The 13,998-nt window shown below is 38.4% G+C and carries 9 protein-coding genes; all 9 read left to right on the top strand.

Annotated features, from left to right (window positions below):
• The first annotated feature begins 14 nt into the window (after positions 1 to 14).
• The 9 genes from AB3Y88_RS01215 to AB3Y88_RS01175 all read left to right on the top strand — a co-directional run bounded on the left by AB3Y88_RS01215 (position 15) and on the right by AB3Y88_RS01175 (position 13,619).
• Positions 15 to 1,394 carry an FAD-dependent oxidoreductase gene (locus tag AB3Y88_RS01215; protein ID WP_056960701.1) on the top strand — a complete coding sequence of 460 codons (1,380 nt, stop codon included), beginning with the start codon at positions 15 to 17 and terminating at the stop codon, positions 1,392 to 1,394.
• A gap of 618 nt (positions 1,395 to 2,012) precedes the next feature.
• Entirely contained in the window at positions 2,013 to 2,960 is a 948-nt protein-coding gene (locus AB3Y88_RS01210; protein ID WP_056960702.1) for a GDP-mannose 4,6-dehydratase, read from the top strand.
• 105 nt (positions 2,961 to 3,065) lie between these two features.
• The gene (locus AB3Y88_RS01205) at positions 3,066 to 5,165 is read left to right on the top strand and encodes a DUF4118 domain-containing protein (protein ID WP_056960703.1); all 2,100 of its coding nucleotides are present in this window, start codon (positions 3,066 to 3,068) and stop codon (positions 5,163 to 5,165) included.
• Complete coding sequence (locus tag AB3Y88_RS01200; RefSeq protein WP_056960704.1) at positions 5,153 to 6,067, top strand: hypothetical protein; 915 nt, start codon at positions 5,153 to 5,155, stop codon at positions 6,065 to 6,067. Before AB3Y88_RS01205 ends, AB3Y88_RS01200 begins: the two co-directional genes overlap by 13 nt.
• The gene (locus AB3Y88_RS01195) at positions 6,060 to 7,895 is read left to right on the top strand and encodes a DUF2194 domain-containing protein (RefSeq protein ID WP_056960705.1); all 1,836 of its coding nucleotides are present in this window, start codon (positions 6,060 to 6,062) and stop codon (positions 7,893 to 7,895) included. The genes AB3Y88_RS01200 and AB3Y88_RS01195 overlap by 8 nt, the downstream gene beginning before the upstream one ends.
• Positions 7,896 to 7,900: 5 nt before the next feature.
• The gene (pelF, locus tag AB3Y88_RS01190) at positions 7,901 to 9,328 is read left to right on the top strand and encodes a GT4 family glycosyltransferase PelF (RefSeq protein WP_228889269.1); all 1,428 of its coding nucleotides are present in this window, start codon (positions 7,901 to 7,903) and stop codon (positions 9,326 to 9,328) included.
• Positions 9,297 to 10,760, top strand: coding sequence for an exopolysaccharide Pel transporter PelG (pelG, locus tag AB3Y88_RS01185; RefSeq protein ID WP_201780643.1), 1,464 nt, complete (start codon positions 9,297 to 9,299; stop codon positions 10,758 to 10,760). The genes pelF and pelG overlap by 32 nt, the downstream gene beginning before the upstream one ends.
• Before the next feature lie 205 nt (positions 10,761 to 10,965).
• Positions 10,966 to 11,817 (top strand): dTDP-4-dehydrorhamnose reductase, encoded by an 852-nt coding sequence (gene rfbD, locus AB3Y88_RS01180; protein WP_056960708.1) that lies wholly within the window; start codon positions 10,966 to 10,968, stop codon positions 11,815 to 11,817.
• Positions 11,818 to 12,329: 512 nt separating this feature from the next.
• Positions 12,330 to 13,619 (top strand): dicarboxylate/amino acid:cation symporter, encoded by a 1,290-nt coding sequence (locus AB3Y88_RS01175; RefSeq protein WP_056960709.1) that lies wholly within the window; start codon positions 12,330 to 12,332, stop codon positions 13,617 to 13,619.
• The last annotated feature ends 379 nt before the right edge of the window (positions 13,620 to 13,998 follow it).

Below are 13,998 nucleotides of genomic sequence, written 5' to 3'. Positions count from 1 at the left end.
TAAGGAGAGTCATTATGAAAGTAATAATCATCGGCTGCACTCATGCAGGCTTAGTTGCTGCACAAGAGATCTTGTCGACTCATCCTGAAACACAGCTTACTATATATGAAAGAAACAATAATTTTTCTTTTTCGACCGATGGCATTTTTTTATCCCTGAATAAACAAGTAAAAAAATTAGAAAATGTTTTTGTTTCTTCTCCGGATAAAATACGCAAATTAGGTGCTGTGGTCCGAGAAAATCACACAGTATTACGTGTAGACATGGAGCGCCATCAAGTACGTGCGGTTGATATGAAAAAGGGAAAAGTTTTGGTTGATCATTATGATAAACTGATCATTACGACGGGTGCTAATGTGCGTCTCCCAGCAATTGCAGGGATTGATAATCGACGTGTTTTATTGTGCAAAAATTATTTGCAGGCGAAGAATGTTTATGAGATGACTAAAGCCAATCGGCGAATTGCAATCGTGGGTGCAGGTTATGCAGGAGTTGAACTTGCGGAAAGCCTTGCTCAAAATGGTAATGAGGTTCAACTGTTCCAGGCGCAAAAGAGAGTTTTAAACAACTATTTCGATCCAGAGTCAGCAGATTTAGCAGTCAAATTGTTGCAAAAGCATGGCGTAACAGTCCATCTGAATACACATGTAAAAGAATTTGCAGATGCAGGTGCGACTACCATTCGGGTGACAACTGAGAGTGGTCAGTTTGTAGAAGAAATGGCGATTGTTTGTACGGGCTTCATTCCAAATACCAAGTTGTTTACCGGACAACTAAAAATGGAACGCCATGGTGCTTTAATCCTTAATGAATATTTGCAAACTTCTCACCCCGATGTTTATGCTGCTGGTGACTGTACCGCGGTCTACTTCAATCCACTGAAGCAAACTATTTACGCACCATTTGGAACTAATGCAGTCAGACAAGGATTGCTGGTCGCCCGGAATGTTTTCGGCAATTGTGAGCCGTACATGGGGACACAGTCAACTTCAGTGCTGCCATTATTTGGTTATCATTTTGCAACGACGGGCTTGACACTCGAAACTGCCAAGCGAGCTGGACTAAATGCGCTAAGAGCTGATTACAAGGGAATCTGGCGGCCACCATACATGCCCAAGACTGACCCAGTAACTGTTTCATTAGTGTATAATCGGGATAATCGAAAGATCCTAGGATTACAGCTACATAGCAAGCAAGATATTACGCAAGCGGTTAATACTGTTTCACTTGCGATTCAAAACAATAATACGATTGATGATCTAGCACTCGTTGATATGTTTTTTCAACCTAACTTCAGTCGACCGTTTAACTATCTTAATTTAGTAGCACAAAATGCAGTAACACAGGAACGCAAACACGGTTTTGGACAACCGCGTTATACGCATCTTTATTAGCACATTTAACATGAACGAACGCATCGTACATCGTAGACCATCCTAAAATTGTCAGGAACAACTGGCAATTCTAAGGTGGTCTTTTTTTATGGTCAAAGCTTGTTCAAGACTAGAAGTGATTATTTGAAATGGATAAAGGGACCGTTAGAAAATAAAAATTAATAGATGTCCTTATTATTTTATTAGATTTTTTAAAAAAGGTAGTATTATTTTCATTTAATTAATAGATGAATAAAAATTATAAATTAAAAATATATCTAATTTGTCACGCGGCATAAGTGCTTCGAAATTATTATCCAAGTTAAAATTGCCAAATGGCGGTAACAAAATAGGATGCCTTTTGATTAAGTATAAGGTAACTTTTAACAGCACTATTACCTATATAACAGTAAAAAGTTTCTAGAGGTTTCTGTTTGGCTTTTTAAAAATAGAAAGTGAACTGAATTTTATTTTCAAAAGTAGAACAGGCAACAGAAAATTATTATCATAATGATTGTAAGCTTATAATTATCTTTTTAATGATAAAATATAGTGTTTAAAAAAAATAAGATATAGGATATAATCGTTTGGGCGTTGTAAATAATAATTTAATAGTGGGCCCAGCGGGGGAGACAAATTTTGGCTAGTTATTTAGTAACAGGTGGTGCAGGGTTTATTGGTTCTAATTTGACAAAGAAACTCATTCAACAAGGGCACGATGTGTGTGTGGTTGATGATTTATCGATGGGTCAGATTACTAATTTGGAAAAAAATAATAACACTCACCTGCAATTCTATGAACATTCGATTACTGATAAGCAGTTTATGCAGAATTTACTATTAAAAAATAAATTTGATTATATCGTTCTTTTAGCAGCAGTTGCGAGTGTAGCTGACTCAATCGCACGTCCCTATGCGACACACAAGGTTAACCAAGAAGCTAATATTAATATTCTCGAAACTATTCGGAAATATCAGTTGCCAATCAAAAAACTGCTCTTTTCATCTTCAGCTGCGGTCTATGGGAACTTACCAGAACTCCCTAAGAGGGAAGATTCCAGGGTTGAACCGATGACGCCCTATGCAGTTGATAAATACGCCACAGAAAGATTTGTGCTGAATTATGGGCGTTTATATAATCTTCCGACCGTTGCGACTAGATTTTTTAATGTTTACGGGCCAAACCAAAATCCACGTTCCCCATATTCAGGTGTCCTTTCGATTATTTCCGAGTGCTTTAAAAACAAGCAGGAGTTTACTTTATTTGGTGACGGAAGTCAGGAACGTGATTTTATCTATGTTGAAGATGTGGTGGCGGCTCTGGAAATTTTGTTGCATTCTAAGGCTCAGCATGAGGTTTACAATGTTGCCACCGGACAGACAGTTACATTGCTTGGAGTGATTCGGCAAATGGAAAAGCTGATTGGATGCCAGCTGCAAATCACAAAAAAGCCGGCACGTGAAGGAGATATTCAGCGTTCTCAAGCAGACATAACTAAATTACGACGTCTTGGCTTTACAGCTCAAAATGATTTAGCAACCGGATTGAAAAAATATTTGCACTTTTCGCAATTAATCGAGCAGTGAACAGGAAGAGGAAACTTGCATGGAGAAAATAAATTTAGTCCTGAAAAATAAGGCACAACACTGCGTATTTTGTTTAAGGAATAGGAAAAGGAGGGGAATCCGAAAGTGAGAGTTTTATTAGCGGGTAATACTGGTTATTTGACGAAGAAAATGATTGGAGAACTTTTTCCTAAATGTGATGTGCTGATCATCGGAGACCCTCTCGTTGAAACAAGCTTTGATAAAAAAATTACAGCAATTTCGAAAAACTATGAACAACTGACTGATATTGTGGAATTGCAGTACTTCGACAAAATTGTGTACTTTTCTGCTTTTTTAACCTTTACAGGCAGAGTTCAACACGAAGTCGAAGAAATGAGCTCTTTGCTGGAATATTGCGAGCAAAACAAAGAAACGCAGCTATTATATATTACAAAGCCTAGCACTTTGGGAAAAGATAAGCGAAATGAGGAACTTATTTTACGCCAGCTGGCAGATCTATGTGCTTATTATGCAACCGAAAAAGGGGTAGACGTGAAAGTTATTAAGAGCCCATTTTTATATTCGGCTGAGAAAAGCAATGATTTTTTGTATAAGCTGTTTCAAAGTGCAGCAGCGCAGAAGTCTTTCCGGATAGCAGCTAGTCGGCGACAGTCGTTATCTTTTATTGCACCTGAAGATTTATGCAAATTAATCCGAAAAGTCTGTGATAGCTGGGAAAAAGGTTTTGAAATTCTCAATATTCCGCAGCAAAATGAGCTCGATTGGGACCAGCTTGAGGATGAAATTCCGCAAAGTAAGCTTATTTTTACGGAAGATTCCACAACTGCAACTAAACTTGAGCAGCTAACGGATTCGCAACTTGGTGACAGGTATAACTGGAAACAAGAAATCAAGCTTAATGAAAAGCTGCCTGAATTGTATCGCAAATATCGCAAAAATATTTCCTCAGTGGGAGCTTGGGAGCGGATTAATAACATTCTTTTTAAAAAGCACCATAAGTTAATTGCTGTATTAGAAGTTCTTGCAGCTTTTGGAATCTGTATTCTTTTAAACAAATTAGCAAGCAATAATTCTGAATTCAAGTTAATTGATATCAAGTTACTTTATGTTGTTATTGTGGGAACGATTTATGGAATTGATCTCGGATTAGTGGCTGCAGGATTGGCATCGGGGCTGCTGGTTTATTCTTTTGTGATCAGTGGAACAAATTGGCTAATGTTATTTTATGATCCTTCCAACTGGCTACCATTTATCGGTTATTTTATTATCGGAGCTATTTGTGGATACCTGCAAAATAAAAATAAAGATAGGCTTAATTTCTGGGAGAAAGAAAATAAACTTGTGCAAGAAAAATACAGCTTTGTACAGCAACTTTATGGGGAAGAATTGCGCGAGACTAAAGAGCTGCGGAAACAGATTCTAGGCAGTAAAAATAGTTTTGGCAAGATCTTTGAAGTAACGCAAAAGCTTGATTCCGTTGAACCTTCGCAGATTTTTAATAAAGCAATTAAAGTTTTGGAAGAATTGCTCGAGAATAAAACAATTTCAATTTACAAAGTTGAAAAAAACGAGGCTTTTGCTCGGTTGCAAGTTGCGTCTAGCGCGATTTTAAAAGAACAACCCTTTTCATTAGCACTTGCAGACTATGGCGAAATTATTGCGACTGTCAAACGAGGTGAGGTCTGGGTTAATAATAATTTAGACAAACGTTTTCCAATGTATGTTACCGGCATAAGCCAAGATGCACGTTTATTGCTCTTGATAACCGTTTCTCACGTCGACTATACGCAAATGACACTCTATTATCAGAACTTATTTAAGGTGTTGTGCGGCTTAGTCCAAAGTGCTGTCTTAAAAGCGCTTTTCTACAAAGAAACCGTCTACAATAAACTTCATTATGAGCAAACTAAAATTTTAAAAGAGCAGGCTTTTATCAATGAGTTGAAGATCGCTAAAAAGTCAAAAGAAGAGCAAAACTCATTGTATGAGCTACTTAAAATTGATGTCAAAAATATGACTGAACTTAAAACGGCTTACTCCAAACTTGAAGGATTAATTAGAGAAAATGATCTTTTTGGCATTTTTGATGATGGAAGTTTTTATTTGTTGTTAACACAAATTTCTCCTAAAAATGTACCGCTTGTGCTGCAGCGTTTTTCTAAAGCTGGAATTAAAAGCCAAGTTGTCTCTGAAAATGAGGAGGAAAAGCTGTGCGGATTATAATTTTTTTGCTGATCATCCACCTCATCGGGTGCGTAATTGTCTACGCCGGTGTTAAGCTGCGGCTGTTACATCTTTCTAAGATTATTCTGCCCTTTGTGCTACTAGTTCCGTTTTTCGGCAGTGTCTGTGCGGTGATTGTGGGAATCTTTTTTTCAACAACAACTAATCGCCGAAAAAAGGTTGACCTAGAAGAAGCTCTGGAGGATACGTCCGCACAAAACAGCTTAGTAGTTGAAAGAGAGCGAAATTATCAGAACATTGTTTCGATGGAAGAAGCTTTGCTGATTAATGATCCAGAGGTTAGACGCAAATTATTGTTGACGGTGTTGAACGATGATCCCAAACAATATATTGAGATGTTGTCAAAAGCGCGCATGAACAATGACGTTGAAGTTGTTCATTATGCGACGACGGCACTGGCTTCAATCTCCAGCGATTTTGACATACAGTTACAGGATTTTGAACGTAGGTATCGAAAAGCACCGGACAATCTTGAGTTGCTGCAAGCTTACAAGAATTTTTTACAGCAGTATCTTAAGTCGGATTTTATTGAAAAGCACACCTATGAGATTCAACGCAGTCAGTATGTGAATTTATTGCAAAAGTTAATTGATGTAGGGCAAGGCGACCTTGAAACTTATCTTGAAATGATTGACACTTTGCTGGAGTCAAAAAATTACAGCCGTGCTTTATTTTATCTCGGTGAAGTTGAAAAAAGCTGGGGAGATTCACAGGAATATTGGTTAGAAAAAATCAAATATTATTTTTCACAGCACGATCACCAGCAGATCATTAAAACAGTCAAAGAAATTGAAACCAAGAACATTTACTTCTCGAAGCAAAATAGGGAGTTAGTGGAATACTGGATGGCAAAGGAAGAAAGGAAAAAATTCCATGAATAGGTGGAAAAGTTTTAGGTATAAGGCACTTTTTTTTATCATGCTGACTTTTTTCATAATGGCACTCATCCTCTTCTTTGAACGAAGCGGGATTCACTATACGCAACCAGCTAAGCAGGTTAATTATTTACCAACCAGTAAAGTGATACAAAGTTCAGCTGCGGTTAAAAAGGCTCCAGTGACTTGTTTAGTTTTAACTGATAGTACTGAGCCAGATTGTCGAGTAGCTGAGCCGCAGATTAAGCGAGTTCTTTTGGATATGAAAGTCGGATATAGAACTGTTGATTTATCAAAGCAAACACTGCCTGCACTGGGAGCTTATCAAACAGTTGTTGTACTGACAGAAAATATTAGTAGTTTTGGGACGCAGCAGAATGTTTTTAAAAATTGGATTAGCGCTGGAGGTCATGCACTATTTGTACTGCCAATTCAAAAAGAAGAGGGAGTTGATAACTTTTTCGGTGAGTTGGGCGTCACAAGTGCGACTGCTAAAAATGAAGTAGTTTCCGGTTTTTATGCCGCTAAGGGTTTTATGGCGGGTGGCAACAAGGAGTATAAATTTAGTGATCCGTTCAAGTCTGCACGTAAAATGAAGTTAACGCGCAATGTTAAGACATATGCCTGGACCGACAAGAGTCAAAAATTCCCATTAGTTTGGGAGAATAAATATGGTAAAGGGCAAGTTGTAGTAGATAACATTGGAATTGTTGAAAAAGTTAACAGGGGAATCTATGCGGCTTCATATAGCTTATTAGGTGCAGTGGGAGTCTATCCTGTGATTAATGGGTCTGCATTTTATTTGGATGATTTTCCATCACCAGTTCCTAATGGGGATGGCAAGTATGTAAAGCGTGACTATCATATGAATATTGCTGACTTTTACTCCAAAGTTTGGTGGCCGGACCTGTTGAAACTTTCGGCGCGCCATGGTGTCAGGTTTACAGGTGTTATTATTGAAAATTATGGAAATCAGACAAATGGAAAGGTCACAACGACCCAAGATACAAGTCGTTTCAGATATTTTGGTAATATGTTATTGCACGCAGATGGTGAATTAGGTTTTCATGGTTATAATCACCAACCATTGAATACTGGGGAAGTCAGTTACAAGGGACAGCATTTACCATATAAACTTTGGAAAAATACCCAGGCGATGAAGAACTCAATTGAACAATTAGAGACCTTTTCAAACAATGTCTTTCCCGAGACAAGAAAATCAGTTTACGTACCACCGTCTAACATTCTTTCAGCTAAAGGCAGAAAGATGCTTGGAAAAGACAAAGAAATTAGGACGATCGCGAGTGTTTATTTTCCGGGGGATGCCGGTTATTCGCAGGAGTTTGGAGTTTCAAAAGATGGAATTGTTAATCAACCACGAATTATTTCGGGTGCACTTTTTGATAAGTATAATAAGCTTGCCGCTTTTTCTGAGTTAAATATGCATTACGTGAATACTCATTTTATGCATCCTGATGATCTCTTAGATGTTGATCGTGGTGCTAAGCTGGGGTGGAATAAATTGAAAAATAACTTAGCATCCTATATGGAGTGGTTGTTCACCGCAGCACCAGGGATTAGAAACTTAACCGGTTCAGAACTTTCTGGTGCAATTGAAAGATATAGTGCAGCGGTTGTGACCAAAAAAGAGGTTACCGCCACTGAAGTTAAGTTGGAGCTTGGCAACTTATATGACGAAAGCTATTTAATGGTACGTCTAAATGAAGGCGGCAAGCCTCAAGGCGTGGAGGGCGGAACGCTTCGTCACGTCACAGGCGATCTCTATTTGCTGCGTGCGACTAGCAGGAATGTCACCATTAACTTACGGAGATGAGAAAAATGCGGATTTGTTTAGTATTAGAGGGTTCTTACCCCTATGTTCATGGTGGGGTTTCTACCTGGATGCAGCACTACTTAGAGGATATGCCTGAACATGAATTTGTTTTGTGGGTTATTGGGGCACATGCAAAAGATCGCGGGCACTTTGTCTATGATTTTCCCAAGAATGTGGTTGAGGTGCATGAAGTTTTTCTGGGTGAGGCTTTGAAGCAAAGACCGCATGGTAAGTTAAGGCATCACTTCTCTTTTGCAGAAGAAGAAGCCTTGGAACAATTGATGGAATGTGCGCATCCCAATTGGGAATTACTTTTTCAATTATTCCAAGATAAGAAAGTTGCGCCGCTCGCACTGTTGCAAAGCGATCTTTTTTTAAAACTCTTAACCCAACTATGTACTAAAAAATATCCGTATTCAGCTTTTGCAGATTCATTCCATACAATGCGTTCGATGTTGTTGCCACTTTTTTATCTCTTAAGCCAAGAAGTTCCAGTAGCAGATGCCTACCATGCAATTGCAACTGGATATGGTGGTCTGTTGGCTACGCTTGGGAGTTGGCGCTATCAGAAACCGTTGTTGTTAACTGAACATGGAATTTATACGCGTGAACGTGAGGAAGAACTTATCCGGGCACAATGGGTAGCACCAACTTTTAAAAAGCAATGGATTCAACTTTTTTATATGTTGTCAGATGCAATTTATCAGCGCGCTTTTAGAGTAACGAGTCTATTCGAGAATGCCAAGAAGATTCAAGCAGAGATTGGGTGTCCCATTGAGAAATGTCGGGTAATCGAAAATGGAATTGACTATGATAAAATGCATGCCATTCCAGAAAAAAAGGCGGGGGAGATCGTCGAAATTGGAGCAGTGGTCCGGCTGGCTCCGATTAAAGACATCAAAACGATGATCTATGCTTTTGCTGAACTTTTAACGCTAAGAAACAATGTACGCTTGCATATTATGGGAGGAACTGATGATGAGCAATACGGAAGCGAGTGCCATGCATTGGTCGAGGCTCTTCAAATTACCGACAAGGTTCTTTTTACTGGTCGGGTTAACGTGGTTAAGTACATGGAAAAGATTGATTTTACACTTTTGACGAGTATTTCTGAAGGACAGCCACTTTCAGTATTGGAATCGTTGGCAGCCAAAAGGCCATGTGTTACAACGGATGTCGGTTGCTGTAGAGAGTTACTTGAAGGTAAAAAAGACGATAATTTAGGAGTTGCGGGGTACTGTGTGCCACCAATGTATCGAGAAGGATTGGCGAAAGCCATGCATAAAATGTGTCAGTCGGATTCACTTAGAATGAAAATGGGGACGATTGGAAGCAAGCGGGTCAGCTTATTTTATCGCCAAGAACAAATGATGGCAAAGTACCGTAATCTATATGAAGAGGTTGAAGAAAAATATGGCAGGGATCGGATTTGAATTAAAAAAGCTGTTTAAAAAAAGAGGTTTGTTAGCAACTGCCCGTGCATATGGATACGCCGGAATTGTATGCACTGGACCGATGATTTTGGGGATTGTGCTGCTTTTAAGTATTCTTTTTTTAAGTAGAGCATACAATATGAGTTTCCATGGACAGGAAGTCTTTGTGAGCACAATAACCTACACACTTTTATTTTCTTTGACGGTCTCCGGATTCTTTTCATTAGTAGTAACCAGATTTATCGCTGATATGCTTTATGAAAAACAAGAAAAGAAGATCATGCCCTCATTTTGGGGTTCAAATATGCTGATGTTGATAATTGGTGAGTTGCTCTATACTGCATTTTTATTATGTTCTAATACTAACTTAACGCTGACTGTGATGTGCCTAGCTATTTTTGCAGAAATATTGGTTGTTTGGAATGCAATGTGCTATTTAACCGCGATTAAAGAGTACAACGGAATTTTGTTTTCTTTTGTCTCTGCGGTCATTGTAGCGTTTCTATTGGCTTGGGCTGTGATCAGGTTAGATGGGATCTCAGTCTTAGGGATGCTTTTCGCTATTTTTTGTGGCTATGGAGTAATGTTAGTCTGGGATGTAGTATTACTGTATCGTTTCTTCCCTCGGAGTGCGCAGCAACCTTTTCTTTTTTTGCAATGGTTTGATAAGTATTTAGAATTGGCGTTTGTCGGTTTATTTATCAATATTGGCTTATTCGGACACATTGTGATGATTTGGAATAGTCAATTGGGAGAAAAGATTGAAGGGTTATTCAGAGCAGCGCCTTACTATGACATTCCTGCATTATTGGCCTTTTTAACCACGTTGATTACAACCATGAATTTTATGATTTCGGTTGAAGTTAATTTTTACCCTAAGTATAAGGCATACTATGCATTGTTTAACAATCGAGGTTCAATCAGGGATATCAAGCAGGCCGAAGATGAGATGTTGACAGTCTTAAAGTCGGAGCTGAAATACACTGGTTTAAAACAACTATTTACAACAGCAATTGCAATTTCAGTTGGCGAAGCAGTAATCAGTCTGCTGCCATTAGGTTTTAATGACATCATGTTCGGGTACTTCAGAATACTTTGTGTTGGTTACGGCCTTTACGCGATTGCTAATACAATCATGTTGATTCTCTTGTATTTTGTTGATAATCGTGGGGCCTTTATAGGAACCCTGATCTTTGCGTTGGCATCACCAGGATTAACCTTTCTCATGTTCAATTTGTCGCCTTTATATTACGGATTTGGTTTTGTAATTGCCTGTGGTCTTTTTTTCGTGATCATGTTAGCCAGATTAACAAATTTTACGCGGAAACTGTCATATCATTTACTGAGCAGACAGCCGCTTGTTGAGGAGCATAAAACGGGAATTTTTACGAGTTTGGGATTAAAACTTGATCGTCTTTTTGCACAAAAATAGTCTAAAAATTTAGAGGCTACTGGCGACTTGAGCAAGCTTAATAGATTGCTATTGAAAATTTTTTGAGCAAAAGGTAGATTTGAAATAAAAGTCCAATAATGCTTTAATGATGAAAGTATCAACTGCTTTGCAGCCAGAACTGTGCATTATTTAAATGGCAAAGTAAGTTGATTTCTGAAAACGCAAAAAAGTGGAGGAAAGTAAAGTGAAGATTCTTATTACTGGAAGCCATGGCCAATTGGGTCAAGAACTGCAGCATTTACTAAAAAAAAGACACATCGATTTTTTAGCAACTGGTTCACAGGAATTGGACATAACAAATGAAGCTGCGGTTGAGCAGTATTTTGCACACAACCAGCCTGAAGTTGTCTACCATTGTGCGGCTTATACAGCGGTCGATCAAGCTGAAGGTGACGGCAAAGAAACAAATTGGAAAGTTAATGCAACGGGGACGGCAATTATCGCGAAAGCGTGCGCAAAGTATGCCGCAACGTTGGTTTACATTAGTACAGATTATGTGTTTGATGGGACACGAGTGACAGGTGAATATTTACCTGACGATGCTAAAGGTCCTCGAAATGAATATGGGCGTGCTAAGTTAGCAGGCGAAGAAGCTGTTCAAAAATACTGTACTAAGTATTATCTTGTCAGAACTGCATGGGTTTACGGTCAATGGGGACATAATTTCGTTTATACGATGTTGAAGCTTGCTCAAACGCATGATAAATTAACGGTTGTAGCGGATCAAGTCGGACGGCCTACTTGGACACGTACTTTGGCAGAATTTATTACATATTTGGTTGAGCGGCAAAAACCATATGGGATTTACCAGTGCAGCAACTCTGGCCAGTGTTCATGGTACGAGTTTGCCCAAGAAATATTGCGTGATAAAGAAGTCACGGTAACACCAGTTTCATCTGATCAGTATCCAACGGCAGCTTTTCGACCGCACTACTCAGTAATGCAACTTTCTAAAGAAACTGGATTTGAATTTCCAAAGTGGCAAGATGCACTCCACCAGTTTATGCACCAGATTGAAGGAGAGCAGTTGCGTTAATTTAAAAATCAATGTCTTCTGAAAATTAAGCAGGTGGTTGGTTTCGCATTTTACGCAGTAATTAAACCAAATGTCAGGGATTGTCAGATTGATTGGAAATGAGAGCATAAAGCGTGAATTAAAGCAGGCGCTTAGATTCGAAATTAAATGAAGAAATTCAATTTATTAAACACGTTTATCTGGACTAAAACAAAGAGCTTTGATCGAAGTTTAACTTTTGATCAAGGCTCTTTGTTTTTATAATATCTGGATTAATCTCTTTGAAGGATGAATAAGTTTGAATTACAATTGGCATTTTTCTCACCTTTCTGTATAAAATTCCAAAAAAAATTAAAAAGAAGTTTACCAATGATGAAGATATCTCTTAGCTATCTCTTTTATTAGCAACGAAATTTTGGTAAGATAGTTTTGTTTGTGAATTATTTCTACTTAATGTTTAACTGTATTTTAATTGAAAATTACTGAGAAAATACGATTAAAGATTAAGAATTAAATGTGTGTAGGAGCGGAAAATGAAAAATTATAAGTTGTGGCGCTTGAATCTTGGCTGGCAGATTTTTATTGGCTTAATTGCAGGAGTAGTGCTGGGAGTTGTTTTTTACAATAATTCGACAGCTATTACAGCAATGCAAAATATTGGGACAATGTTCATCAACTTGATTCAAATGATTGTTTTACCAATTGTTGTTTCCTGTTTAACAGTTGGAATTGCAAATATGGGTGATGTCCGCAAACTTGGCAGGGTTGGCGGCAAGACACTGATTTATTTTGAAATCATGACAACAATTGCAATTATACTGGGTTTGTTAGTTGGCAATGTTTTCCATCCGGGCAGTTATATTGACGTCCATCAACTGCATTCTCAAAATATTGATCAGTATGTTCAGACCGCTAAAAAGGCAAAAGAAAGTGGAATCTGGGCTACAATTGTCGGGATTATTCCTACTAATATTTTTAAGGCTTTAAGTAGCGGTGAGATGTTACCGATTGTTTTCTTCTCAGTTTTCTTTGGCCTTGGAACAGCTTCTTTGGGAGAAAAAGGAAAAATTATTATTGATTTTTTGCGGGCAGTCTCCGAAGTTATGTTTAAAATCACGAATTGGGTTATGCGGGTTGCTCCGTTAGGGGTTTGTGCATTAATCGGGACAACAGTTGCGCAGTTGGGCTTAAGCGCCCTGGCACCGCTGGGGTATTTCATTATTTTAGCGTATGCCACTATGATAATTTTCATCGTTTTTGTAATGGGAGGTGTCGCACACCTTTTTGGGATCAACAACTGGAATTTATTAAAGGTGATTAAGGATGAAATGGTTCTCGCTTTTTCAACTGCTAGTTCGGAAGCCGTTTTACCGAAAATTATTGATAAGATGGATCGTTTCGGTGTTAGTCAAGGAATCGTATCATTCGTCATTCCGACAGGTTATACATTCAATCTAGATGGTTCCGCAATCTACCAATCGCTAGCAGCGCTCTTCTTAGCTCAAGCTTATGGGATTCATTTATCGGTAAGTCAGCAATTAACGCTGGTTTTGGTATTAATGATTACTTCAAAGGGGATGGCAGGTGTCCCAGGTGCATCATTTGTGGTTTTATTGGCGACGATTTCTTCGATTGGGGTTCCGTTGCAAGGATTGACCTTTATCGCAGGGATAGATCGGCTTGTCGATATGGGCAGAACGGTTGTCAATGTAGCTGGTAATTCGCTGGCTGCTGTTATTATCGGCAAATCTGAAAAAGAATTCGATCAAGCAAAAAATTTACAGTACCTTCAGACCCTTTCTTTGGATAATAAGAGAAACTAAATTCAGCGGTTTTTACAAGCAATATTTGTCCAAAATGGCTGAATGGCAGGATTTAGCGAAACTTTAATGAAAAACTCTGCGAAAAAATTTTATTGAAATTTTAACCTTTTTTCCATAGAATCTTCAAATTTGTGGTGCATAATCTCTAAAAAGAGTCAAATCAGACTAGTTCAAAACTAATAGAGACAAGGAATCTACTCTGGAGAACAACTAAGCAAAAAACGTGTTTTAAAGTGGAAAACACTGGATAACTGGTGATTTAAGTACTTAGGAAATTCGGTCGATAATAACTGGAGGCCACAAATTTCCTAATAGAACTTTCATTGAGCAGATCCTCACTAAATGAAAGAATCGCAGAGCAGTTGGAAGACAGTTTGAC

Origin of the sequence: Liquorilactobacillus satsumensis (assembly GCF_964065465.1) — a bacterium.
Classification (GTDB): Bacteria; Bacillota; Bacilli; order Lactobacillales; family Lactobacillaceae; genus Liquorilactobacillus; species Liquorilactobacillus satsumensis.
This window is presented reverse-complemented; position numbering and strand designations above follow the sequence as displayed.

Bases quoted from the DNA above. Each gene is read 5' to 3' on its own strand.
- AB3Y88_RS01215 (WP_056960701.1), top strand. From the start codon at position 15: ATGAAAGTAATAATCATCGGCTGCACTCATGCAGGCTTAGTTGCTGCA.
- AB3Y88_RS01195 (WP_056960705.1), top strand. From the start codon at position 6,060: ATGAATAGGTGGAAAAGTTTTAGGTATAAGGCACTTTTTTTTATCATG.
- pelF (WP_228889269.1), top strand. From the start codon at position 7,901: ATGCGGATTTGTTTAGTATTAGAGGGTTCTTACCCCTATGTTCATGGT.
- AB3Y88_RS01175 (WP_056960709.1), top strand. From the start codon at position 12,330: ATGAAAAATTATAAGTTGTGGCGCTTGAATCTTGGCTGGCAGATTTTT.